Below are 24,185 nucleotides of genomic sequence, written 5' to 3' on the forward strand. Positions count from 1 at the left end.
GTTCTGACTATCTCTACTCCCCACTGAAACCGTAAATCCGCCTTCGATAACGTTTGCACAATACCAACCAATTTCCTCGTGTACGCGCTCCATCGTCATTCGCATCTTTTCAACATTTCGACCACGAAGATAAACCACTAAGCCCATCCATAGGATAATCTACAAAATGGGCTTTAGATAGAAACTTGTTAGAACTCAAAGCAGTAAGGTTAAAGTATCGTTAACTTCCACTTATCAGTTAAGGAGAAGGCTATCGTCTGCCAGTTCCTCTCCTCTTACTTTAGAGAACATTTCTAATAAGTCTGGCACTTGCATATTCGCTCTTTGCTCACCTGCCACATCAAGCACAATTTCTCCCTGATGGAGCATCACGGTGCGATCACCACACGCTAACGCATCCTTCATTGAGTGCGTGACCATCATCACGGTCAAATTAAATTCAGTCACAATTTTGTTTGTCAAATCAATGATGAATGCCGCCATTCTTGGATCAAGCGCTGCAGTATGCTCATCAAGTAATAGCAGCTTGCTATCAGATAGGGTTGCCATCACTAGGCTTACAGCCTGACGCTGACCACCCGAGAGCAGGCCGATGCTATCACCCAAACGATCTTCTAGCCCTAGCCCAAGAATGCTGATACGCTCTTGAAACAGTTTGCGACGCTTACTTGATAAAGACAGACTCCAGCCGCGCTTTTTTCCTCGCATATAAGCCAGAGCCATATTTTCTTCTATTGTGAGATCACCACAAGTTCCCGCCAGTGGATCTTGGAACACTCGAGCACATTGGCGCGCTCTTTGATCGACGGTTTGCCGAGTCACATCCAGATCGTTGATAACTACTCGACCACCAACCATGGGCGTTTCACCGGTCACAGCCCCTAACAATGTTGACTTACCGGCGCCATTAGAGCCAATCACGGTTAGAAATTGGTGCTCAGGGACTTGCAGTGAAACGCTTTTGAGTGCTGGATTTTCAAGAATAGTTCCAGGATTAAAAGTGACTTGAATGTTCTCAAGCTGAATCATACTGCACCTCCTGATTTTTCATCCTGATCAGAGACGACTTTACTCTCAACAGGTGAACTAGGCTTTTTGATTTGAAGTTTCCTTTTAGCTTCGGCGCAATCAGCGCAATTGCTACCAGAATCGCTGTAACCAAGTTAAGATCAGAGGCTTGTAGACCAAACATTCCTGTACTTAGTGCAAATGCCACAGCAAGTCGATACAGCACAGAGCCAACAATAACTGCCAGCACAGTCACCCATATCTTTCTTCCGGGAATGAGTGTCTGCCCTAAAATAACGGCAGCCAGACCAACAACAATAGTCCCCACACCAGAGGTCACATCTGCAAAGCTGTTAGTTTGGGCAAATAGAGCACCGGCAAAGCCAACAAAGCCGTTCGACAGTGCTAGACCAAAATAGGTATAAAAGGATGTGCTGCCACCTTGCGCTGACACCATACGTGCATTCACACCCGTTGCACGTAAACCTAAACCAAAGTCACTGTTAAGCAACCTAACGACAAACCATGCCGAAACGAGCACGAGTATCCCAACCAACAATGGCCGCATTAGCATTGGATCACCAATTGCTTCAAAGGGAGTCAGAATCGTTTCCTCCCCCAACAAGGCTATATTCGGGCGCCCCATAATGCGAATGTTGATCGAGAATGCAGCAATCATGGTGAGAATAGAGGCGAGAAGGTGAAGGATCCCACACCTAACGGCTAGAAAAGCCGTCAACCAACCGGTTGCCGCTCCCGCTAAGATGGCCATTGCGGTCGCGACCCAAGGGTTAATACCCGCAACAATTGCCGTCGCGGCCACGGCCGCTCCCATAGGAAAACTGCCGTCAACACTGAGATCAGGAAAATCCAATACCCGAAAAGTCAGATAGACACCCAGAGCAACAAGACCATATAGCAAGCCAATTTCTAGCGCACCAAAAAATGCAAACGCAGACATACCAACTCCCTTTTCTGCTAGAGATCAAAACGCCTCAAGCATGTGTGGCACACACTTGAGGTTGAGGTTTATTTCACGCTTGTTGCACGATCTAGAACAGATTGAGGAATAGAAATGCCTAGCTTAGTTGCTGCGCTCTTGTTGATCACAAGATCAGAACCCTTAGCGACTTTTACATCCAGTGAACCTGGGTCCGAACCTTCTATAATAGCAGCGACATAATCTGCGGTTTGTACACCCACTTGGTAGTAGTCAAAGCCTAAGCTTGCAATCGCACCTTTATCAACATAAGAAGTCGCACCACCAAGCACCGGGGTCTTGGCTTGGTTCGCCGCAACAATCATACCCTCGATGGCACTCGCGACTGTGTTATCTGTTGGCGCGTAAATCACGTCTGACTTTTCGGCAATCGCTTGAGTGGCTGACTGAACATCAGCGCTCTTTAGTGCCGTAGCTTCAACAACCTCAATACCTTGCGCTTTTGCACTTTCTTTGAGTAGTGCCACCAACGTGACGGCGTTCGCTTCGCCAGGGTTAAATACGACGCCGATAGATTTCACGTCTGGCATGATTTCTTTGATCAGTTCGACATGCTGACTGACTGGAGAGAGATCTGACAAACCTGTCACGTTCTTCCCGGGTTTTTCCATACTTCTTACCAGTTTAGCGCCCACCGGATCGGTTACTGCGGTAAACACAACTGGAATTGTGCGCGTTGCTGAGACTAAGGCTTGAGCCGTCGGCGTAGCAATACCCACTAACACATCCGGCTTTTCACCGACAAACTGGCGAGCAATCTGCACCGCGATCGCAGGATTGCCTTGGGCCGTTTTATAGTCAAAGTCGAGATTTTTACCTTGTTCGTAGCCCTTTGATTTCAGGCCATCAATCAGCCCCTGACGAGCAGCATCAAGTGCCGGGTGCTCGACGATCTGTGATACCGCCACTTTCGCTGTTTTCGCCATGATGCCTGCTGATGACAGTAGCGCGGCTCCTGCCAATACAGCAGTAGCAATAACTTTTCCTGCTTTCATCTCAACTCCTTGATTACAGCATTATTGATGTGATGTTGTGTTTGGTGTTTATATAATTATTGATTGAGTTGCACATTTTATGTGCACCTCATTCATTATTACCAATAACTTAGAAAAATGGGAAGAGAGTTTTAACAATTAGTCAACAAACTTAGACATGTGTATGCTGCCCGTTTTTAGTCGCCTGAATTAAGATATTTCTCGGAGTGATGCTTTTAGCACAAAAAGTTTCAATGGATACCTGATAACCATGTTCGCTGAGATACAAAGCCTTATCAAGTACCAGCCACATCTCGAGGCTACGACGAAACTGCTGCTGAACAAGGCTGAGCCTCTCCATTTGCCAATAGCGTTGTTCACCTTTCGCTTCAAATTCGGCAAACGACACATTGGTTGGCAAATCCAGCTGTTTCTGGTCGGCTGCCCATTGGCAAAAAGCGCCAAAACCATCAGCCAACAACGACTTTTTAATGCTTGGTACCGATACGTAACCTTGATGCCCACCAACCTGTCGCAAAAGTAGATCAAGCCCGAGACGATAGCTCATTTCGAGAAAACGATGCCGCTTAACTCGATCTCCCCCTGTCACGGTTTCTTGAAGTGGTATCCTCAGCTCTGACTTGGATAGCTTAAGGGCAGAAGCACGAGCGGGTTTTGACAATGGACGATAATGATCGTCTTGGATAAGGTGATAACAACAAGGCGAAATACTTAATGCTGGTAATCCTACCAACACAGCATTTTCAATCAGAGCAACATGCAAATCTCCGCATGCGTGCAAAGCCACAGCGTGTTGTTTAGGGTTAAGCACTTGCATCGCGTTAGCGGATAACGCATCCCCTTGAACAAACGTCATGGGTAAATTCTGCTTATCTGCTTCCTGTTGACCAGAATCACACAACATTTGTTGAAATTCAAAACTGGTGACTGGTTGCTGGCTTTTGCTGGCAAGTATACGACCCAAGAAGCCTTTACCTGAACACCATTCGAGCCATTCACTGCCTTGATGAGAGCGTAACGCTGCTTCACCCATCGATACAATCTGTTCAAGTTTTCTGCCCGGAACCCCTGTCTCAAGGCCTCGCTCCAATTGCAAACCATATAAAGTAGAGCCAGTGAGCTGAGTGAGTTCATCAACAACAGATAGAGCGGGGATAAATTGCTCAAGAACTTTATGGAATCGCTTGGGGTTAGTCTTAAATTCTTCAATTTGTTCAGGGCTCAGAGAAGCAAGCCATTGACATAACTGCGGGTGCTCAACTTGCCATGGCAATCGATCTTCAAAGCTCGAGAAAAAGGGCTCAAAGCGCCAGAACAACTCATGTGATAACAGAAATGAGTCGAGTTTTTGAAATGTGTCTTGCATGCTTCCCCCTTGCAAGGTTTTATTCTAGAGGGAAGCATGATGAGATGAAAGTTTTTAGCGGACTGGTAACTCGATATCCTTAAACATTTCTTCAATTTCTGCACTTGATTTCAGAGACAGAGCTTGTTCCACAACAGGTCGTGTGAGGTGCGGAGCAAATCGCTCCATAAAGTCGAACATATAGGAACGAAGGAAAGTTCCACGGCGGAAGCCTATGCTGGTTGTACTTGCACCGAAAATGTGGCTCGCATCAATAGCCACTAAATCTTCATCTTGATCTTTATCGATCGCCATGCTGGCAATCACCCCCACCCCTATTCCCATCCGAACATAGGTCTTAATCACGTCAGCATCCGTCGCGGTGAAAACGACTCGGGGCGTCAAGCCTACTTTATTAAAAGCTGTATCCAATTCTGAGCGTCCGGTAAAGCCGAATACATACGTGACCAAAGGATAAGAGGCAAGGTCTTCGATTGAAATCTTCTCTTTTTGAGCCAAAGGGTGCTCTTTGGAGACAACAATTGAGCGGTTCCAGTGGTAGCAAGGCAGCATGATAGCATCTTGGTAAAGATGCAAAGCTTCCGTCGCAATCGCGAAATTTGCCGTCCCTTTTGCAATCGCTTCGGACATCTGAGTTGGCGTACCCTGATGCATATGCAGGGATACTTTTGGATATCGAGCCGTGAATCCTTTGATTACATCGGGTAAAGCATAACGGGCCTGAGTATGAGTCGTAGAAATGTTGAGAGTACCCATTTCAGGGTGAGTATGCTCCCCAGCTACCGCTTTAATACTTTCAACCCGCGCGAGGATCTCTTGAGAGATTCGAATTATATCTTCGCCCGCTGAAGTCACTTGGGTCAGGTGCTTACCACTTCGCTCAAAAATCTGAATCCCTAACTCATCTTCAAGCAATCTGACTTGTTTACTGATACCTGGTTGCGAAGTATATAAGCTCTCTGCGGTAGCAGAAACATTTAGGTTGTGGTTAACTACCTCAACAATATACCTCAGTTGTTGTAACTTCATTCTTAACCCCGCAATCCCTTACTCGACGCCCCATTGTGAGCAAATATAGTTTATAATATTTAGTTATAACGTCTCTTGGTTAAAATTGATAGCAGATTTGTCTTTTTGGGCCGAATGGACAGAGTAAATTCTGATTTAGATGACTTTTTTGTAAGCAATAACGCAAAAATCACCCACAGATCAGAGTTTTCGTTAATAATTAGCCATGGAAACGTAATAATACAAAATAGGTGCAGTGGTTGTTAAGAATCGTGTATCCTTACTCGCTAGCCAACAAAACATAAGATACGGAATTTATGAATATTGGGTTAATCATAGCTTTAGTTGCCATCTTACTGGTATTAGTGCTTGGCTATAACATCATGCTTCAGTACAAAGTGAAAGTCGAAGCTGCTAAAAAGCAGGAAGGGGCTCGATACCTCGCCATCATTGATGCGACAGAAGAACTTATCGGCCACGCACATCACATGCCCTACAGCAAAGATTTATTGGTTTGCTTAAACAATCGTATTCTAGATGCGGTGGAAAGTATGTTTGAGCTTGATCCCAAGAACAAGCAACTCGAACAACGCGTTGAGCATGTTAAACAGCAGATAAAACAGCTTAAAGAAGACAAAAAAGGTGGGGAAAGCACATCCTTTAAAACGCCAGGCAGTGACAAACAAGCAATAGTGATGCTCAAACTGGTCAAACGCCTGCGAGACACTATCCGTAGCGAGCACAACAAAGGTCGATTTGAAACTCAAGCCTATGTGGCAGAAAATGCTCGCCTAGAGACGATCCAAATTCGAATAAATATTGAAAACGTTATTAAACGTGCAAATGATTCCATTGTTCGTGGTCAGCCCGGTACCGCTCTTCAACTTCTGCGTAAAGGGCTTGACGCACTGAGCACCAAAAACGACAACTATTCCAATCAAGCCAGAGAGAAACTTCAGGGCATGCTTGATGACCTAGAGCAGAAACGTCAGTCTAAAAACGCTGAGGAGCTTCACCAAATCGAAGAAGACCAGCGTAAAAATGATATGGATGAGCTCTTTGGTGAAAAGAAAAAATGGTAATATAATTCTTGGATCCCAATTTCGAAAGGTCGCCTTGGCGGCCTTTTCTATTTGTTTAAATACTCATCATGATCGATTTAGAAAACTACAACTCCCTACTCGAACCTATCAATAATTTTCTCCAATGCTCGACACCTAATGAGTGGATTGCAGAGGCACGAAAACCCGAAAACCTCAAAACCATTCTAATCGATCATTTGTTGTGTGAGCTCAAAGCGGGTCAATCGGCAATGTATCTTATCCGTAAGTATGCTGTCGATAAGGATAGCGCATATAACCTATTAGATTGGTTTAAACCCTATGAAGACTTTGCTTATAGAAAGACAGGGAGCCTTGATACGTTAAAAGGCAAAAGTAACATATCCAAAGCGATTATGGCCAAATCGAATTCACCCTATAGCCAGGATTTAATCGATAAGATGGTGCTTCTGATAAAAGAAGAGCTGCATCACTTTTATCAAGTTCTGGAAATAATGGAAAATCGAGGGATCGATTATGAGCCAGTTCAAGCGAGTCGCTATGCTAAAGGCCTTTTAAGTCAAATGGCAACTCATGAGCCACAGACACTGATCGATAAATTGATCATTGGCGCATATATTGAGGCCCGATCATGCGAACGTTTCGCTATGCTCGCACCACATATGGATGACGACCTCGCCAAATTTTATACATCACTGTTACGCTCTGAAGCTCGTCATTATCAGGATTACCTAAGCTTAGCTGAAGACATCGCCGGAGAAGATATTTCACAACGCGTTGCTTTTTTCGGTCAATTAGAAGCTGATCTTATTATCAGTCCCGATAAAGACTTTAAATTCCACAGTGGCACACCGATATAAAATCAACCTAAGTTATCCTTCCTAAATAAAAAGGTGCCATACGGCACCTTTTTTGTCACGTCACCTACATCCTCAAACTAGGCCAGAAAAAGCATTATCGAGCCCTTTACGCCACTATTTCTGGGCTATAGGTCTCAATGGTTCTGCTTCACAACAACAACCTAACCAATAATCAATACGAACAATTGCCATTTCGGTAGGTTGTACCTATAACAAAAAACTTGCCTACTTTGCGAACCACTTTAGAGAGTTAGATAACGAGAGTTTGGTTGATGTCTGCCAACGTTTGAGCTGGTTCCAGAGCCTGAGTGATTGGTCGACCAATCACCAAATAATCCGATCCAGCCTGGACTGCATCGAAAGGGGTCATAATACGTTTCTGATCTCCGACAGCAGCCCCTGCAGGACGAATGCCGGGAGTCACAAGTTTAAAGTTGTTACCTAGCTCAGTTTTAAGCATAGAAGACTCTTGTGCGGAGCAGACGACCCCATCTAGGCCTGAGTTTTTTGTCAACCTAGCTAAACGAATCACCTGATCTTTCGGCTCAACATCAAGGCCAATACCGACCAAGTCGTTTTGCTCCATACTCGTCAGCACGGTAACACCGATTAATAATGGGCGATCTTTACCATAAGACTCTAGGATCTCACGAGATGCGGCCATCATACGTTCTCCACCACTAGCATGAACGTTAACCATCCACACACCTAGCTCAGCTGCAGCGCGTACCGCTTTTGAACAAGTGTTAGGAATGTCGTGGAACTTGAGATCCAGGAATACAGAAAAACCACGCTTATGTAGCTCTTTAACGAAATTAGGACCAAACAGCGTGAACATTTCTTTGCCCACTTTTAGTCGACAAGAATTTGGGTCAATTCTATCAACAAAAGCCAATGCATCCGCTTGATTGTCGTAATCCAGTGCAACAATAACTCTTTGGTCAATCATTTCATCTCCTACTTAATACTTACATGCCTAAAAAAAGCAGCGGGATCACCGCTGCTATTTTTTGATTGGAATACCAATCGAATCTCTTACTCACCATCAAGGCCTCGAATAGGTTTGATGGTCCCCCAACCTTTGCATGAGGGACAATGCCAATACATGGAATGGGTAGAGAAGCCACATTTGCGACATCGATAGTGCGGCTTCACCTTAAGCTGTTCACCAACTAGTCTCTGCAGTGTTTGCAAACTGGCCTTCGCCCGACCTTCCTCTGCATCTGCCAAGTGATAATCCATCAAGCGGTAGAAACCTTTCATTGTTGGATTTTTCACTAACTGACGAGTCAAAAGTTCTTGTGCTGTGCCTGAGCCCTCATGTTGTGCTACCAATTGCGCCAACATCAGTTCTGCCGATACACCAGCCTTAGCGACTATACATTGGCGTAAGAAATCTAACAGCTCATCTTCTTGACCAAGATGGTGATAACAATCTGCAAGAATTGGCAACACTTCACTGATGAAGTCTTTGTCTTGCTCAAGCACCATTTCCAAATACTTTATCGTTTTAGCATAGTCTTCAACGTCCAAGTACAACTTGCCTAGGGCAATACTTGCTCTGACACACTTAGGATCTTCTGATAACGCTCGTTTGAAATGCTGAATAGCGCGATGGCTATCACCGTCAGCTTTGTCTTGTATTGCAAGCTCACACCAGAAATGAGCGATACTGGTGCGCATCCTCTTTCGACCCAATTTAACCAACTGCGAAGCATATTGAATCGCTTTACCCCATTCGCGAGTCTGTTGATAAATCGAAACCAGCTGTTGTAATGCGGCTTCTCGATGATCAGGTTCCTCGACAAGTTGCTCGAAAATCTTCTCTGCTCGGTCAAGAAACCCTGAAGCCATATAGTCTTTGGCTAATTGCTGAAGCGCAATATTTTTTTTGGTCGATCGTTAGGCCTGAACGTGAAATCAAATTCTGGTGAATACGAATAGCACGATCAACCTCACCGCGAGAGCGGAAGAGGTTTCCCAATGCCAAATGGGTATCAATCGTTTCGTTGTCGACCTGAAGAAGTTCAATGAAATGGTCTACCGCCTTGTCTGATTGATCAGACAATAGCAGGTTTAGACCCGTCACATACTGGCGGGAAATTTGATTGGAGTGCTTCTGCTTGTCTTGCTGGGCACTTCGATTACCCATGTACCAACCGTATGCAGCAGCGATTGGTAGTAACAAGAAGAGTATTTCTAGCATCGAGTAAAAAGCCTATCTATACAACTTATTGGGCTTTAACCTGTTGAGGTTCGCTTTCTGGAGGAGAAAGTTTTTTCACTTGTTTTCTTAGCTTTCGTAATTGTTGTTGAGAACGTAGATGCAAACTACCGAAGATAATCCAAGCTAAAACGAAGCCAGCTACAAATACAACACCAACTAATGTTGATAGGTGAAACTCACTTTGTGCCAACAAGTAATTAAATTTAACTACTTCTTGATTCTGAGAGCCTAAAGCCAGTGCGATTAAAAACAGGGCCAGCACGATAACAATTTTTATAATTTTCATGTTCTATCACCTAAGTCGATATCTGCCGATACGATTATGCAGTAAAACCCCTGAACAAACCATGCCTATCTCTGAATTTCATCTCATAAAAAAGCGGCATACGAAAGTATGCCGCTTTTTCAGATGAATAACAGGAATTAATCGAGGTTGACACGCTCACGTAATTCCTTGCCTGGCTTAAAGTGAGGGACGTATTTTCCATCAAGCTCAACTTTTTCGCCAGTTTTCGGGTTGCGACCTACACGAGGTTCGCGATAATGCAGAGAGAAACTACCAAATCCGCGAATTTCAATTCTATCGCCGGTTTCTAGTGTCGAAGCCATATGCTCTAGAATGTCTTTCACAGCATCTTCAATCTCTTTCGCTGAAAGGTGGGTTTGCTCAGCGCAGAGTCTCTCAATCAGTTCAGACTTAGTCATAGTTTCCCTCGTAGAGTAGTTTATCACTTATTATAGTAAGTAATACCAATTCCAACAAACACTTGCTATCAATTCTAGACACAAAACCAACAAATTGCGCAATTTTCAAATCGCGTTTTATCAGAGTGACTTGCTGAGATTGGTATTAGGACTCGTTTAGCTCAATCCATAAAAAAGGAGCCTCTCGGCTCCTTTTTCAGTAAAGCGATGTATTATTCGCCTTTAGCTGCTTTGAAAGCATCAGCCATTGCGTTACCGAACGAAGCATCATCTGCTTTGTTCAGAGAAGCCATTGCTTCTTGCTCTTCTGCTTCATCTTTAGCTTTAACAGATAGGTTGATTACGCGATTCTTACGGTCTACACCAGTAAACTTCGCTTCAACACTGTCGCCAACGCTTAGGATTAGAGAAGCATCTTCTACGCGGTCGCGAGCAACTTCAGAAGCGCGGATGTAACCCTCTACGCCTTCTTCTAGTTCGATAGTTGCACCTTTAGCATCTACTGCAGTAACAGTACCGTTAACTAGTGCACCTTTCTTGTTCTCAGAAACGTAAGCATTGAATGGGTCATTTTCCATTTGCTTAACACCTAGAGAAATGCGCTCACGCTCTGCGTCAACTGCTAGAACAACTGCAGAGATCTCGTCACCTTTCTTGTACTCACGTACTGCTTCTTCACCAGCAACATTCCAAGAAATGTCAGATAGGTGAACAAGACCGTCGATGCCGCCATCTAGGCCGATGAAGATACCAAAGTCAGTGATAGACTTGATCTTACCAGTCACCTTGTCGCCTTTAGCTTGCGCTTCAGCGAAAGATTGCCATGGGTTAGCTTTACACTGTTTCAGGCCTAGAGAGATACGACGACGTTCTTCGTCGATTTCAAGAACCATAACCTCAACTTCGTCGCCAACATTAACAACTTTAGATGGGTGGATGTTCTTGTTAGTCCAATCCATTTCAGAAACGTGTACTAGACCTTCAACGCCTTCTTCAATTTCAACGAAACAGCCGTAGTCAGTTAGGTTAGTAACGCGACCAGAAAGTTTGTGACCTTCTGGGTAACGTTTAGCGATTGCTACCCATGGATCTTCGCCTAGTTGCTTAAGACCTAGTGATACACGTGTGCGCTCACGGTCGAACTTAAGAACTTTAACTTGGATCTCGTCACCAACGTTCACGATCTCAGAAGGGTGCTTAACGCGCTTCCAAGCCATATCTGTGATGTGTAGAAGACCGTCAACACCACCTAGATCTACGAATGCACCGTAGTCTGTTAGGTTCTTAACGATACCTTTAACTTCTGCGCCTTCTTGTAGAGACTCAAGAAGCTCATCACGCTCAACGCTGTTCTCAGACTCGATTACCGCACGGCGAGAAACAACCACGTTGTTACGCTTCTGGTCAAGTTTGATAACTTTGAACTCTAGCTCTTTGTTTTCTAGGTGAGCAGTGTCGCGGATTGGACGTACGTCTACTAGAGAACCTGGAAGGAAAGCACGAATACCGTTTAGTTCAACAGTGAAACCGCCTTTAACTTTACCGTTGATGATACCAACAACAGTTTCAGCTTCTTCGTAAGCTTTCTCAAGAACGATCCAAGCTTCGTGACGCTTCGCTTTCTCACGAGAAAGTTGAGTTTCACCGAAACCGTCTTCAACAGCGTCTAGCGCTACGTCTACTTCAGAACCAAGTTCAACTTCAAGTTCGCCAGCAGCGTTCTTGAACTGTTCAGCAGGGATTGCAGACTCAGACTTAAGACCAGCATCAACAAGAACGAAACCGTTCTCGATAGCGACTACAGTACCTTTAACGATAGTACCTTGTTGGAATTCAGTCTCGTTTAGAAACTCTTCAAAGAGTTGAGCAAAAGATTCAGTCATTTATTTAATCTTCAATAAATTAAACGTCCACGGGTGTCCTACCGCGTGGGGTTATTAAATTCGCCAGTCATCATCCATGCGACCAACGCTCTGACCTAGCCGCCTAAACGACTAGCTTAGATTCGATATATTGTAGTGCCTTTTCTACCACTTCGTCGATACTCATCGAAGTAGAATCTAGCAACAGCGCATCCTCAGCGGGGCGTAATGGCGCCACCGGGCGGTTACGATCTCGATCGTCACGCTCTTGGATTTCGCTCAAAAGGTCGTCAAATTTAACATCTAACCCTTTGCCTTGCAACTGTTTAAGGCGGCGGTTCGCTCGCTCTTCTGCACTAGCATCGAGGAAAATTTTCACTTCAGCTTGAGGGAAAACAACTGTGCCCATATCACGACCGTCTGCAACTAGCCCCTTACCTTCGGCAAAAGCACGTTGACGACGCAGTAAAGCTTCACGCACTCGCGGGAACGCTGCTACTTTTGAAGCGGCCATTCCGGTTTCTTCTTTGCGTAACTCACCTGAAACATCTTCGCCTTCCAAGATGACTTTGACTAAGTCACCTTCTGCGATGAACTGTACGTCTAGATGAGTGGCCAAAGGAACAAGCGCATCTTCAGATTCAAGGTCAACGCCATGATGAATCGCAGCTAAAGCCAATACTCGATAAATCGCACCGGAATCCAGTAAGTGAAAGCCAAGCTTCTTCGCCAGAAGCATACAGAGAGTGCCTTTACCTGCACCACTTGGTCCATCAACGGTTACAACCGGCGTATGAGACAACATGTTTTACTCCACATTAGTTGAAAATAATAGCCATTGAGCTGACCAATATTCGGCGTGAATTATAGTGGGATTCACCTCTCTGCACCAGAGAGTATTGAAAGGAAAAAGCTAAAAAAATAGAGCGCTAAGCGCTCTACCTGTTTACAACTTTATGCGGCTACGATTTTTGTCGATTAAAGTAGGACCAATACCTTTAACCAAAGCCAAATCACTCACCTTCAAGAATGGACCGTTTTCTTCTCTATACCGAACAATCGCTTGGGCTTTTTGGGCACCAACCCCAATCAGGAGCGCTGCCAATTCAGCCGCTTCAGCGGTGTTAACATTCACTGTAATTTCAATTCCAGCGTATTCTGCGTTGTTGACTTTTTCAGCCGAGATGCTGATCGGACTATAGGCCATTATCACCATTAAAAGGCTCATCCAGAGTGTGCGTAACATTTGCTCTCCTCGTCTAAGTAACATGATGGAACAGATACCGTAAAGGAACCTGCCAACAGAAAGGGAGAAAACTGCTCAAAATAAAACGGGCTGCATCTGCAGCCCGTTATAAGTGGTTTATCAGTTACATCCATTCAGATTACTGAGTCACAACATAATATTCGATATCTATGGTTTTACGAAGGATATTGATTAAACCGGAAAGGTCTTGCTGAGCGTTCATCTGGGTTAACTGAGTACTAATCTGTTCATTGTACTGAGTATTATCATCAGATTTCACTTTGGTAAGTTCAACCACAACAACATCGCCATTAAAATCTTTTGCCTGTGCAAATTCGACTTCACCTTCGTTGGGTTTTTTCATAGAGAACACTACGTCAGCCAACGGAGAGCTACGATCAATGTTTTCCAAGTCACTAAAAGCAAGACCATTTTCAGTCATTAGGTCTTTGTTGCCCTTCTTCAACTCTGCAACCAAATTGTCAGCAAGCTCAATTGCGCTTTGTTCACCTTTCACTTTCGCCAGCGCCGTTGTCACTTGCTCGCGAACGTCCTCTAGTGGAAGTACTGTTTCGTCACGCGTATCTTCTACACGAACAACAATCACGTGTTCAGGCGCCACTTCTATCACTTCTGAGTTCAACCCATCTTCTTTCACTTCAGGGCTTAAAATGGCCTGCATTACAGCGGGGGTTTTTAACAACTCCGGCGCATCAGCTTGAGAAATGAAGTCTGTCGCTTGAATTTTAGCTTTGACTGCCCTAGCCGCATCATCCAAAGAATCTGGATATTCAAACGCAACTTTTTCTAGCTCACTCTGCAGCTCATAGAATTGATCAATGGCTTGTTGGTCTTTCAGTTCCTGTTTTATTTCAGCAGCCACTTCATCATAAGGCTTAACCACAGAACCTTTCAGCTCATCAAGCTTAATGATGTGATAGCCAAAATCAGATTTCACCAAACCTGTCACGTCACCAGCCTTATTCAGAGCAAACGCTGCCTCTTCAAATGCTGGGTCCATCACGTCGCGCTCAATCCAACCAAGAGAACCGCCTTCAGAAGCACTTCCAAAATCATCAGACTTTTCTTCAGCTAAAGCAGCAAAATCAGCTCCAGCGTTTAATTGGTCCAGAATAGACTGAGCTTTAGCTTTGTCATCACCTTGAATCAAGATATGGCTAACACGACGCTGTTCTTGTGAAGAATATTTATCAAGATGATCTTGGTAATATTGCTTAGCTTGCTCATCAGAAATTTGTATTGCCTCTTTCAACTGCTGTGCAGATAGCTCGATATAAGCGACTTTAACTTGTTCAGGACGAGTATAACGATCTGAGTTTTGAGTGTAGTAGTCATTAATTTCAGACTCAGATAGCTCGGCCTTCGACGCAAATTCAGACAAAGAAAGCGTCACTTTCTTAATTTCACGAGTCTGGGTCAAAAGCTTGCTTTGCGCATCCACTTCACCTTCCAGTGAGAAGTCACTCGATTGGATAGCAGTGAGCAGTTGATTACGTACAAGGTCTCTACGCAGATATTCTGCAAAGCTATCAGGCGTAAAGCCGGCACGACGAAGAGATGCTTGATATATCTCTTGATCAAACTTGCCATCTACTTGAAATTGAGGCATGTCCACGATCATGCTTCTTACCTGATTATCACTAACACGTAAGCCCAGAGCCTCAGCATGTTGTTCAAGCAACAAATCGTTGATCATTCGGTCAAGCACTGACTTACGGAAAGATTCAACGTAGCTTGGGTCCGCCAGCAGATTAGAGAAATAATCGCCAAGCTGAGCTTGCATGCGATTGCGCTCGTTCTGGTAAGCTTGTTCAAACTCACCACGACCAATCTCTACATTACCAACCTTTGCTGCTGAGTTGTTGCTACCGCCAACAATGTAGCTGCCAACACCGGCAAAGACGAAAGATAGGATGATTAATCCAAGGATAATTTTAACCGCGATGCTATTAACGCCTTCGCGTAATCGATCCATCATATGTAAAACACTCTCCGCGTATAGTCCGCACTAGCTCTTATCGCTGCCAACACGGCGTACGTTATAATAAAAATCAGATAGCGCGATAATATCAGAAAAGAAATGCGCATCAGTATGATGCGCATAATTAAAAAGGTTCGATAAAAACTGCCGCTATCGGCAATTTCAAGACTAGTTACAAGAGTCTTTCAGAGCTTTACCAGCTTTGAATGCTGGAACTTTTGCTTCTGCGATTTGGATTTCTTCACCCGTTTTTGGGTTACGCCCCGTACGAGCTGCACGAGTACGCACACTAAATGTACCAAAGCCTACTAGCGCAACTTGATCACCTGACTGAAGAGTGTCACCTACTGCTTCAATAAATGCGTCAAGAGCACGTCCCGCTGATGCCTTTGACAGGTCAGCGCTTTCTGCAATTTTTTCTACTAATTGTGTTTTATTCACTGTGATTCCCCTTTGCGCCACCTGTTGTTATTTTTAAAGGCAGCATTCGTTCCATTTCAATTTAAAACTAACTTCAACCCCTTGTACAATAAGGCCTGAAGCTATGTGAGTAACGTTAGCGCCCAAAAAAAACGCTGACAAGCCTTTTTATGCCAATCAGCGTAATCTTTTACTTATTTTTGCTGCACATCACTATTTTACAGCAGCAATTTCGACACCTGACGGGTCTTTTTCTAGCGCTACTTTCAGAACATCGTCAATCCAACGAACTGGAATTACCTTCAGATCAGCAATAACGTTTTCTGGAATCTCTTCTAAATCACGCTCGTTATCTTTTGGAATTAAGACCGTTTTGATGCCACCACGATGCGCTGCCAGTAGTTTCTCTTTCAAACCACCGATAGGTAAAACTTCACCACGAAGGGTAATTTCACCTGTCATCGCGACTTCCGCTTTGACTGGGTTACCTGTGAGGCTAGAGACAAGCGCTGTACACATTGCAATACCCGCACTAGGGCCGTCTTTCGGTGTCGCACCTTCAGGCACGTGTACATGGATATCACGTTTCTCGTAGAAGTCCGAGTTGATGCCCAACTTAACAGCACGAGAACGAACCACTGTCATCGCAGCTTGAATCGACTCTTGCATCACATCGCCAAGAGAGCCAGTTTGAGTCAGCTTACCCTTACCCGGCATCGCTTCTGTTTCAATCGTGAGAAGATCGCCACCGACTTCCGTCCACGCTAAGCCTGTTACCTGACCAATGCGGTTACTGTCATCCGCCTTACCGTAATCATGACGCTGAACACCTAAGTACTCTTTTAGGTTATCCATGTTCACAGTGACCGTTTTAAGGCTACTGTCGAGCAGGATATTTTTCACCGCTTTACGGCAGATCTTGGAGATTTCACGCTCTAGGCTACGCACACCTGCTTCACGTGTGTAGTAACGGATAATGCCTATGATTGCAGAGTCTTCAATCTCGATTTCACCCAGCTTCAAACCATTACGTTTGATCTGTTTCTCAACTAAGTGACGTTTTGCAATGTTGAGCTTCTCATCTTCTGTGTAACCCGATAAACGAATGACTTCCATACGATCCAATAACGGACCTGGAATATTCATTGAGTTAGACGTTGCAACAAACATCACGTCAGATAGGTCATAATCAACCTCTAAATAGTGATCGTTAAAGGCGTTGTTTTGCTCTGGATCCAGTACTTCCAGTAGAGCTGACGAAGGATCACCACGCATGTCAGAAGACATTTTGTCGATCTCATCCAAAAGAAATAGTGGGTTTTTAACACCAACTTTAGACATCTTCTGAATCAGTTTACCTGGCATAGAGCCTATATAGGTACGACGGTGACCACGGATTTCAGCTTCATCACGTACACCACCCAGTGCCATGCGGGTGTATTTGCGACCTGTTGCAGCAGCAATTGAGCGACCTAGTGAGGTTTTACCTACACCAGGAGGCCCGACAAGACACAGGATTGGTCCCTTGAGCTTATTGATTCGGTTTTGCACCGCGAGATATTCAAGAATACGCTCTTTAACACGCTCAAGACCATAATGGTCTTCGTTAAGCACTTCTTCTGCTTTCGCCAAGTTTTTCTTAACTTTCGAACGCTTATACCATGGTACACCTAGCATCCAATCAATATAACCACGCACTACAGTCGCTTCAGCCGACATCGGCGACATCATTTTCAACTTCTGTAGTTCTTGCTCTGTCTTTTCGCGCGCTTCTTGAGGCATTTTTGAGTCGATGATTTTTTGTTTCAGAGCTTCAAACTCGTCCACACCATCTTCCGTCTCACCGAGCTCTTTCTGAATCGCTTTCATCTGCTCGTTCAGATAATACTCACGCTGAGATTTCTCCATCTGCTTTTTGACACGGGTACGAATGCGTTTTTCAACCTGCAGCAGGTCAATCTCGGATTCCATTTGTCCCATCAAAAATTCTAGACGTTCAGTCACACCCAGAGTTTCAAGCACAATTTGCTTGTCCGCTAACTTCAAGGGCATGTGGGCTGCGATCGTATCCGCTAAACGTGCTGCTTCATCAATACCGTTTAGAGAAGTCAGTACTTCAGGTGGTATTTTCTTGTTTAGCTTAATAAAACCTTCGAACTGATTAATCGCACTACGAACAATCACTTCTTCTTCGCGCTCGTCTAGCTGCTCAGTGTTCAAATACTCGGCATCAGCAGTGAAGAATTCTTCTTCAGTAAACTTGTGAATTTTTGCACGTTGCTGGCCTTCAACTAGCACTTTCACCGTCCCATCAGGCAGCTTAAGTAATTGAAGAATAGTTGCCACTGTACCAACATCGAACAAATCGTCTTTTGTTGGTTCATCTGTTTCCGCTTTTTTCTGCGCAACTAACAATATTTGCTTGTTGTTGTCCATTGCTGCTTCAAGGCAAGCAATTGACTTTTCACGACCAACAAACAAAGGAATTACCATGTGCGGGTAAACGACTACATCTCTTAGAGGTAGTACGGGGATCTCGATACGTTCGGAACGTTCCAAGTTCATATTCTTCTCTCTTCCGCTTAGTCCTATGAGCAGTATATGGGGGCTAATTGGTTGGATTCAATGAAAGAATAAAAAAAAGGAGGTAAATGATTACCTCCTTAAATTATTCATTAATTTATGTGAATCTGATTAGGATTCAGCACCAGCAGCCTGGTTATCTGAGTTGCTGTAAATGAGCAATGGCTCAGACTCACCATTGATTACAGACTCATCGATCACAACTTTACTCACATCATTCATAGACGGCAGTTCGTACATAGTTTCAAGCAGAACACCCTCTAAAATTGAACGCAATCCACGTGCGCCCGTTTTACGTTCCATCGCTTTTTTCGCAATAGCACGCAAAGCGTCTTCACGGAATTCAAGTTCTGAGTCTTCGAGCTCAAAGAGCGCTGCATATTGCTTCGTTAGTGCATTCTTTGGTTCACATAGAATTTGGATAAGCGCTTCTTCATCCAGCTCTGTCAATGTTGTCGTCACAGGAAGACGGCCAATGAACTCTGGAATCAAACCATACTTCACCAAATCTTCTGGCTCTACTTGTGTAAACAACTCACCGACAGTCTTGGTTTCATCTTTAGAACGCACTTCCGCGCCAAAGCCAATGCCCGTACCAGTTGCTACGCGTTGCTCAATTACCTTGTCTAGACCAGCAAATGCACCACCACAGATAAACAAAATCTTGGAAGTATCGACTTGAAGGAACTCTTGTTGTGGATGTTTACGACCACCTTGAGGTGGCACAGAAGCTACTGTGCCTTCAATCAGTTTAAGTAGCGCCTGCTGAACACCTTCACCAGACACATCACGTGTGATAGATGGGTTTTCAGCTTTACGTGAAATCTTATCGATCTCATCGATGTACACGATGCCACGTTCTGCTTTTGCTACGTCATAGTCACATTTCTGCAGCAATTTTTGAATGATGTTCTCGACATCTTCACCCACGTAACCAGCTTCAGTTAACGTAGTCGCGTCTGCCATGGTGAATGGTACATCGAGGAAACGCGCAAGCGTCTCGGCAAGCAGCGTTTTACCACTACCTGTAGGTCCGATAAGAAGGATGTTACTTTTACCAAGCTCCACTCCTTCACTTGTCGTATCTCCATTACGTAAACGCTTATAGTGGTTATAAACGGCTACCGCTAGCACTTTCTTAGCGTAATCTTGCCCTATCACGTAATCATCTAGGTGTTCCCGAATCTCTCTTGGCACTGGTAGCGCTTCAGATTGCTTCTTAGGCAGAACATCTTTGATCTCTTCACGAATAATGTCGTTACACAAATCGACACATTCGTCACAAATATAAACGGATGGACCTGCAATTAGCTTGCGAACTTCGTGCTGGCTTTTGCCGCAGAAAGAGCAGTAAAGAAGCTTACTACTACCGCTCTCTTTGCTTTTGTCTGTCATTCGCTAACCTCTTAGCCTTTACTCTTTATGTTCTGAGTGTATATCAATTATAGCCAAAATGCTCTGGCAATTATTACTCACCGCGATGAGTCAGTACAGCATCGACCAAACCATATTCTACCGCCTGTTCTGCGGCCATAAAGTTATCACGGTCAGTATCACGCTCAATAACTTCAAGAGGTTGGCCTGTGTGTTCTGCAAGTAACTTATTCAGCTTCTGCTTGATAGTCAGGATTTCCTGAGCGTGGATTTGGATGTCAGATGCCTGTCCCTGGAAACCGCCTAGTGGCTGGTGAATCATAACGCGAGAATTTGGCAGTACATAACGCTTGCCTGGAGCACCACCAGCAAGAAGGAAAGCCCCCATAGAGCAAGCTTGTCCCATACACACAGTGCTCACATTGGGTTTGATAAACTGCATAGTGTCATAGATAGACATACCCGCAGTCACGCTACCGCCTGGTGAGTTAATGTATAGGAAAATATCTTTATCAGGATTTTCGGATTCTAAGAAAAGCAGCTGTGCCACGACAAGATTTGCCATGTGGTCTTCCACTTGACCTGTTAAGAAAATCACTCGCTCTTTTAATAGACGAGAGTAAATATCGTAAGAACGTTCACCGCGGGAAGTTTGTTCAACCACCATTGGTACTAGCGCGTCTAAAATTGGTGACATTGCATTTTTTTCTTGGTAGCTCATATTCTTATGTCCCTAAAATAAATGGCCCGAATGATAAACATCATACGGACCATTGTTAGCAGAATAGTTAACGTTCCGTCAACCTTCTACGCAAGATATTGCTTATTAAGCTGGCTGCTGTTGGTTCATTAGCTCGTTGAAGCTAACTTCTTTCTCAGAAACCTGTGCTTTAGCGATGATAGCATCAATGGCTTGCTCTTCTAGAGCAACATTACGCATGTTGTCCATCATCTGAGTGTTTTGCTCGTAGTAAGCAATTACTTCTGATGGATCTTCGTATGCTGTCGCCATATCTTCGATCAGTGCTTTCACTTTCTCATCGTCAGCTTTTAGCTCTTCAGACTTGATTACCTCACCTAGAAGAAGACCAACCACTACGCGACGCTTAGCTTGCTCTTCGAACAGCTCTCGTGGAAGTTGCTCAGCAGCTTCTGGGTTGCCACCAAAACGCTGTGCAGCTTGCTGACGTAGTGTACCGATCTCTTGATCGATAAGTGCAGATGGTACGTCGATTTCATTTTCGTTCACAAGACCATCAATCGCTTGCTCTTTGATGCGGTTTTTAACGGCTTGCTTAAGCTCACGCTCCATGTTCTTACGAACTTCAGCTTTAAGAGCGTCAACGCCACCTTCAGCTACACCAAACTTAGCAACGAACTCATCGTTGATTTCTGGAAGCTCACGAGCTTCAACTTTGTTCACTTTGATCGCGAACTTAGCGGCTTTACCTTTTAGGTTTTCAGCATGGTAATCTTCTGGGAATGTGACGTCGATATCGAATTCCATACCCGCTGTTTTACCCGTGATACCGTCTTCGAAACCTGGGATCATGCGACCTGCGCCCATTTCTAGTGGGAAGTTCTCAGCTTTACCACCTTCGAACTCTTCGCCGTCGATAGAACCAACGAAATCGATAGTTGCACGAGTACCTTCTTCAGCAGCTGAATCAACTTCAGCCCAAGTCGCTTGTTGCTTACGTAGAGTTTCGATCATCTCTTCAACGTCAGCGTCTTGCACTTCAGTTGTTGGTTTTTCAACAGTGATGTTCTCTAGACCTTTCAACTCAACTTCTGGGTAAACTTCGAAAGTTGCGTTGAATACTAGGTCTTCACCTTCTTTGCTCTCTACTGGAGCGAAAGTTGGTGCGCCTGCTGGGTTGATTTTTTCTTTAACGATCGCTTCGATGAAGTGACGCTGCATCACTTCACCCATCACGTCTTGACGTACTGCTTTGCCGTACATCTTCGCAACCATTTTTAGAGGCACCTTGCCTTTACGGAAACCATCGAAACGACGGTTTTTTGCGATGTTGCGTAGTTCAGCTGTTACAGCATCTTCGATGTTAGCAGCAGGAACAGTAATGTTTAGACGGCGCTCTAGGCCCTCTAGCGTTTCAACAGTAACTTGCATTATTCATTAACCTCAAAACTGGCTCAGACTGAGCTGAGCTTATGTGCCCTTGTATCGCTATGACAGCGCAAGGACCCATCCTTGTATGCGCTCTAAGAGCACTCTTCGTAAATCGAGTATCGATAACCAAACGAGTCAGTTACCGGACTAATTAGCGATATCTTTCCAACCAAGTGGGTGAAAGGTATCTCCGATTAGCCTCAGGATAAAAATTTAGACGCAGCATTCTACCGACCTCATCGGTCACTGTCGAGCCGATCCCTAACATAGGTCAGGCTTTACCCTAAAAACTCAGTTAACTGCTAAAAAAATGGTCAATCAAGCAGCCAACGCTTCCAGAAATGGGGACGTTAATCGGTTTTTCAAGAGAAACTAGTCTTTTTTCTGAATTAAACGAGAAAACTAGATCCAAGTCCGGTTTTGTTCCTCATTTTCGTTACACAACTAAACACACCTGTAACAAAAAACATTACCCTAAGTTATCAGTAGTACCTCAGTTACAGGGAATGTAATGTCACCTTTTCGTCGAGCCAATGCCTACCTGTTTATTCTCTACCTGTTCTGCCTAATTGTCGGCTCGCGGTGGGTATGGAATTACCACTATCACTTACTACTCGACGAACATCAGGCACAACTCGATCGCTTTGCTAGCCATATTGCTTCAAGACTCGACAAATACGCTCACCTCCCTCAATTGCTGGCTAAAGACACTGAGCTAATTTCTGCCTTGATGCAGCCGGACAACCCAGCCCAACTCGACATCACAAACCGCTATCTAGAAAACGTCAATAACATCATCCAAGCGTCCGATACTTATTTGATTGATCGGGTCGGCAACACCATTGCGGCCAGCAACTGGAATTTGGAGCGCTCGTTTATTGGCAAAAACTTTTCGTGGCGCCCCTATTTTTCAGAAGCGGTGAAAGGCAACTCCAGCCAGTATTTCGCGCTCGGCTCCACCTCTGGGCAAAGAGGCTACTACTATTCATTCCCCGTTGTGTACGCGGGCGAAATAGCGGGCGTTATTGTGGTCAAGATGGACCTGTCTGCAATCGAAAAGAACTGGAAGGGTAAACAAAATACGTTTGTTGCTACTGACAACTACGACGTGATTTTCATGTCGAGCAACCCACAATGGTTATTTAAAAGCCTGCTCACTCTGACAGAAGCGGAACGGAATCAGATTTCCAACAGCCGACAATACCTAGATAAAGACATAAAATCTCTCGGGCTGGTTGGCCAACTCGATAAGGCCCAGTCCGAGCTTGAAAATCATTTGCTCGGCTGGATACAAGGCGACTACATTGTCTCCAGTCGCACGCTTTCCTTGCTCGATCTTACCATTCGTGTTTTGACTGAAAAGATAACGGTTTTTTGGTCTACGCTAAGTTTCGCCCTGATACTGACTCTGCTGTTTGTGATTGCATTTTTAACACTGCAACTGACCTATCAAAGACATCTCAAAAAGCGTCAGTTTGAACAATTGCAGTCTGAAGCAAAGCAAAAGCTGGAATTTCTGGTTCTTGAACGAACGTCTGAATTACAGGCCGAAGTGTTGGAGCGTTCTCGCACCGAACAAATGCTACGTCAAACACAAGACGAGTTAATCCAAACCGCTAAACTTGCCGTTCTCGGTCAGATGTCAGCCAGTATCAGTCATGAGTTAAATAATCCACTCGCCGCGATTCGAAGCTTTGCAGACAATGGCCGCCGCTTTTTGGATAAGAACAAACTTGATCGTGTCGACGATAATCTCAGTCGAATCTCAGCATTGACTGACCGGATGGCAAAAATTAGCAATCAGTTAAAATCCTTTACGCGTAAATCAGACACGAGCGACAAAAGTGTTCTCGATATCGAACCTATCCTGCTCTCAGCGAAGGAACTGGTTGCACCTCAGATAAAGTCTTATCGGGTAGAATTCGCCACGCAATTTAATCACACCACAGCAGCGGCCGAGGTCAATGCGATTCAGCTGGAACAGGTTTTGATTAATCTGATCACCAACGCAGCGCAAGCTGTGGAAAAGCAGGACGAGCGCATTGTCGAACTCCGCACTGAACAAACAGAGGCATCGATCATGATCTACATCGATGACAACGGCCCTGGGATTAAAATAGATCAAGCTAAGCACCTCTTTGAGCCATTCTTTACTACGAAGAAAAATGGCTTGGGTCTGGGCCTATCGATTTCCCAACAGATCATTAAAGCAATGGATGGCCAGTTAACCGTGGAAACCTCGCCATATGGCGGAGCAAGGTTTGCCATACAGTTACCATTTCATGTTTCGACTGTAAGAGACAACGCAAAGGAATCTTGATGTACGACGTCTTTTTT

At 44.6% G+C, this 24,185-nt stretch carries 19 protein-coding genes and 2 pseudogenes; 3 read left to right on the forward strand and 18 right to left on the reverse strand.

The features are described from left to right. Positions 1-234: 234 nt before the first annotated feature. From KW548_13830 to cysB, 5 genes and pseudogenes are all read right to left on the reverse strand, one after another. Positions 235-1,029 carry an ABC transporter ATP-binding protein gene (locus KW548_13830; protein ID QXX06174.1) on the reverse strand — a complete coding sequence of 265 codons (795 nt, stop codon included), beginning with the start codon at positions 1,027-1,029 and terminating at the stop codon, positions 235-237. 64 nt (positions 1,030-1,093) lie between these two features. Further along, a pseudogene (locus KW548_13835) lies at positions 1,094-1,969 on the reverse strand (ABC transporter permease). Between the two features lie 68 nt (positions 1,970-2,037). Further along, the gene (locus tag KW548_13840) at positions 2,038-3,003 is read right to left on the reverse strand and encodes an ABC transporter substrate-binding protein (GenBank protein ID QXX06175.1); all 966 of its coding nucleotides are present in this window, start codon (positions 3,001-3,003) and stop codon (positions 2,038-2,040) included. 151 nt (positions 3,004-3,154) lie between these two features. Beyond that, on the reverse strand, positions 3,155-4,369 hold the full coding sequence (locus KW548_13845) for an SAM-dependent methyltransferase (protein ID QXX06176.1): 1,215 nt from the start codon (positions 4,367-4,369) through the stop codon (positions 3,155-3,157). Positions 4,370-4,423: 54 nt separating this feature from the next. Beyond that, positions 4,424-5,398 carry an HTH-type transcriptional regulator CysB gene (gene cysB, locus KW548_13850; protein QXX06177.1) on the reverse strand — a complete coding sequence of 325 codons (975 nt, stop codon included), beginning with the start codon at positions 5,396-5,398 and terminating at the stop codon, positions 4,424-4,426. A 296-nt stretch (positions 5,399-5,694) separates the two neighbouring features. Here cysB and KW548_13855 point away from each other — a divergent pair, with 296 nt between their 5' ends. Together KW548_13855 and KW548_13860 are read left to right on the forward strand one after the other, a co-directional pair. Beyond that, positions 5,695-6,459 (forward strand): DNA repair protein, encoded by a 765-nt coding sequence (locus tag KW548_13855; protein QXX06178.1) that lies wholly within the window; start codon positions 5,695-5,697, stop codon positions 6,457-6,459. A gap of 68 nt (positions 6,460-6,527) precedes the next feature. After that, positions 6,528-7,298 carry a tRNA isopentenyl-2-thiomethyl-A-37 hydroxylase MiaE gene (locus KW548_13860; protein ID QXX06179.1) on the forward strand — a complete coding sequence of 257 codons (771 nt, stop codon included), beginning with the start codon at positions 6,528-6,530 and terminating at the stop codon, positions 7,296-7,298. Between the two features lie 250 nt (positions 7,299-7,548). Here KW548_13860 and pyrF read toward each other — a convergent pair whose 3' ends face one another. From pyrF to tig, 13 genes and pseudogenes are all read right to left on the reverse strand, one after another. Beyond that, positions 7,549-8,247: an orotidine-5'-phosphate decarboxylase gene (gene pyrF / locus KW548_13865; GenBank protein QXX06180.1), complete on the reverse strand. Its 699-nt coding sequence runs from the start codon at positions 8,245-8,247 to the stop codon at positions 7,549-7,551. Positions 8,248-8,333: 86 nt separating this feature from the next. Next, positions 8,334-9,504: pseudogene (gene lapB, locus KW548_13870) on the reverse strand (lipopolysaccharide assembly protein LapB). Between the two features lie 25 nt (positions 9,505-9,529). Continuing rightward, complete coding sequence (locus KW548_13875) at positions 9,530-9,811, reverse strand: DUF1049 domain-containing protein (GenBank protein QXX06181.1); 282 nt, start codon at positions 9,809-9,811, stop codon at positions 9,530-9,532. Between the two features lie 137 nt (positions 9,812-9,948). Continuing rightward, positions 9,949-10,230, reverse strand: a complete 282-nt coding sequence (gene ihfB, locus KW548_13880) for an integration host factor subunit beta (GenBank protein ID QXX06182.1) — start codon at positions 10,228-10,230, stop codon at positions 9,949-9,951. Between the two features lie 212 nt (positions 10,231-10,442). Continuing rightward, positions 10,443-12,113, reverse strand: a complete 1,671-nt coding sequence (rpsA, locus tag KW548_13885) for a 30S ribosomal protein S1 (GenBank protein ID QXX06183.1) — start codon at positions 12,111-12,113, stop codon at positions 10,443-10,445. A 103-nt stretch (positions 12,114-12,216) separates the two neighbouring features. After that, positions 12,217-12,897 (reverse strand): (d)CMP kinase, encoded by a 681-nt coding sequence (cmk, locus tag KW548_13890; protein ID QXX06184.1) that lies wholly within the window; start codon positions 12,895-12,897, stop codon positions 12,217-12,219. Positions 12,898-13,038: 141 nt separating this feature from the next. Next, positions 13,039-13,338, reverse strand: coding sequence for a helix-hairpin-helix domain-containing protein (locus KW548_13895; protein QXX06185.1), 300 nt, complete (start codon positions 13,336-13,338; stop codon positions 13,039-13,041). Positions 13,339-13,477: 139 nt separating this feature from the next. Beyond that, entirely contained in the window at positions 13,478-15,337 is a 1,860-nt protein-coding gene (ppiD, locus tag KW548_13900) for a peptidylprolyl isomerase (GenBank protein ID QXX06186.1), read from the reverse strand. Between the two features lie 171 nt (positions 15,338-15,508). Beyond that, entirely contained in the window at positions 15,509-15,781 is a 273-nt protein-coding gene (locus KW548_13905; GenBank protein ID QXX06187.1) for an HU family DNA-binding protein, read from the reverse strand. Between the two features lie 192 nt (positions 15,782-15,973). Further along, positions 15,974-18,325 carry an endopeptidase La gene (gene lon, locus KW548_13910; protein QXX06188.1) on the reverse strand — a complete coding sequence of 784 codons (2,352 nt, stop codon included), beginning with the start codon at positions 18,323-18,325 and terminating at the stop codon, positions 15,974-15,976. Between the two features lie 129 nt (positions 18,326-18,454). Then, entirely contained in the window at positions 18,455-19,738 is a 1,284-nt protein-coding gene (gene clpX / locus KW548_13915) for an ATP-dependent protease ATP-binding subunit ClpX (GenBank protein ID QXX06189.1), read from the reverse strand. Positions 19,739-19,811: 73 nt separating this feature from the next. Further along, complete coding sequence (gene clpP, locus KW548_13920) at positions 19,812-20,438, reverse strand: ATP-dependent Clp endopeptidase proteolytic subunit ClpP (GenBank protein QXX06190.1); 627 nt, start codon at positions 20,436-20,438, stop codon at positions 19,812-19,814. 105 nt (positions 20,439-20,543) lie between these two features. Continuing rightward, on the reverse strand, positions 20,544-21,848 hold the full coding sequence (tig, locus tag KW548_13925; GenBank protein ID QXX06191.1) for a trigger factor: 1,305 nt from the start codon (positions 21,846-21,848) through the stop codon (positions 20,544-20,546). A 511-nt stretch (positions 21,849-22,359) separates the two neighbouring features. On the opposite strand from tig, the gene KW548_13930 reads away from it, so the two are divergent. Beyond that, positions 22,360-24,168 carry a GHKL domain-containing protein gene (locus KW548_13930; protein QXX06192.1) on the forward strand — a complete coding sequence of 603 codons (1,809 nt, stop codon included), beginning with the start codon at positions 22,360-22,362 and terminating at the stop codon, positions 24,166-24,168. Positions 24,169-24,185 lie beyond the last annotated feature (17 nt).

The sequence above is a fragment of the Vibrio neptunius genome, assembly GCA_019339365.1.
Lineage (GTDB): Bacteria > Pseudomonadota > Gammaproteobacteria > Enterobacterales > Vibrionaceae > Vibrio > Vibrio neptunius.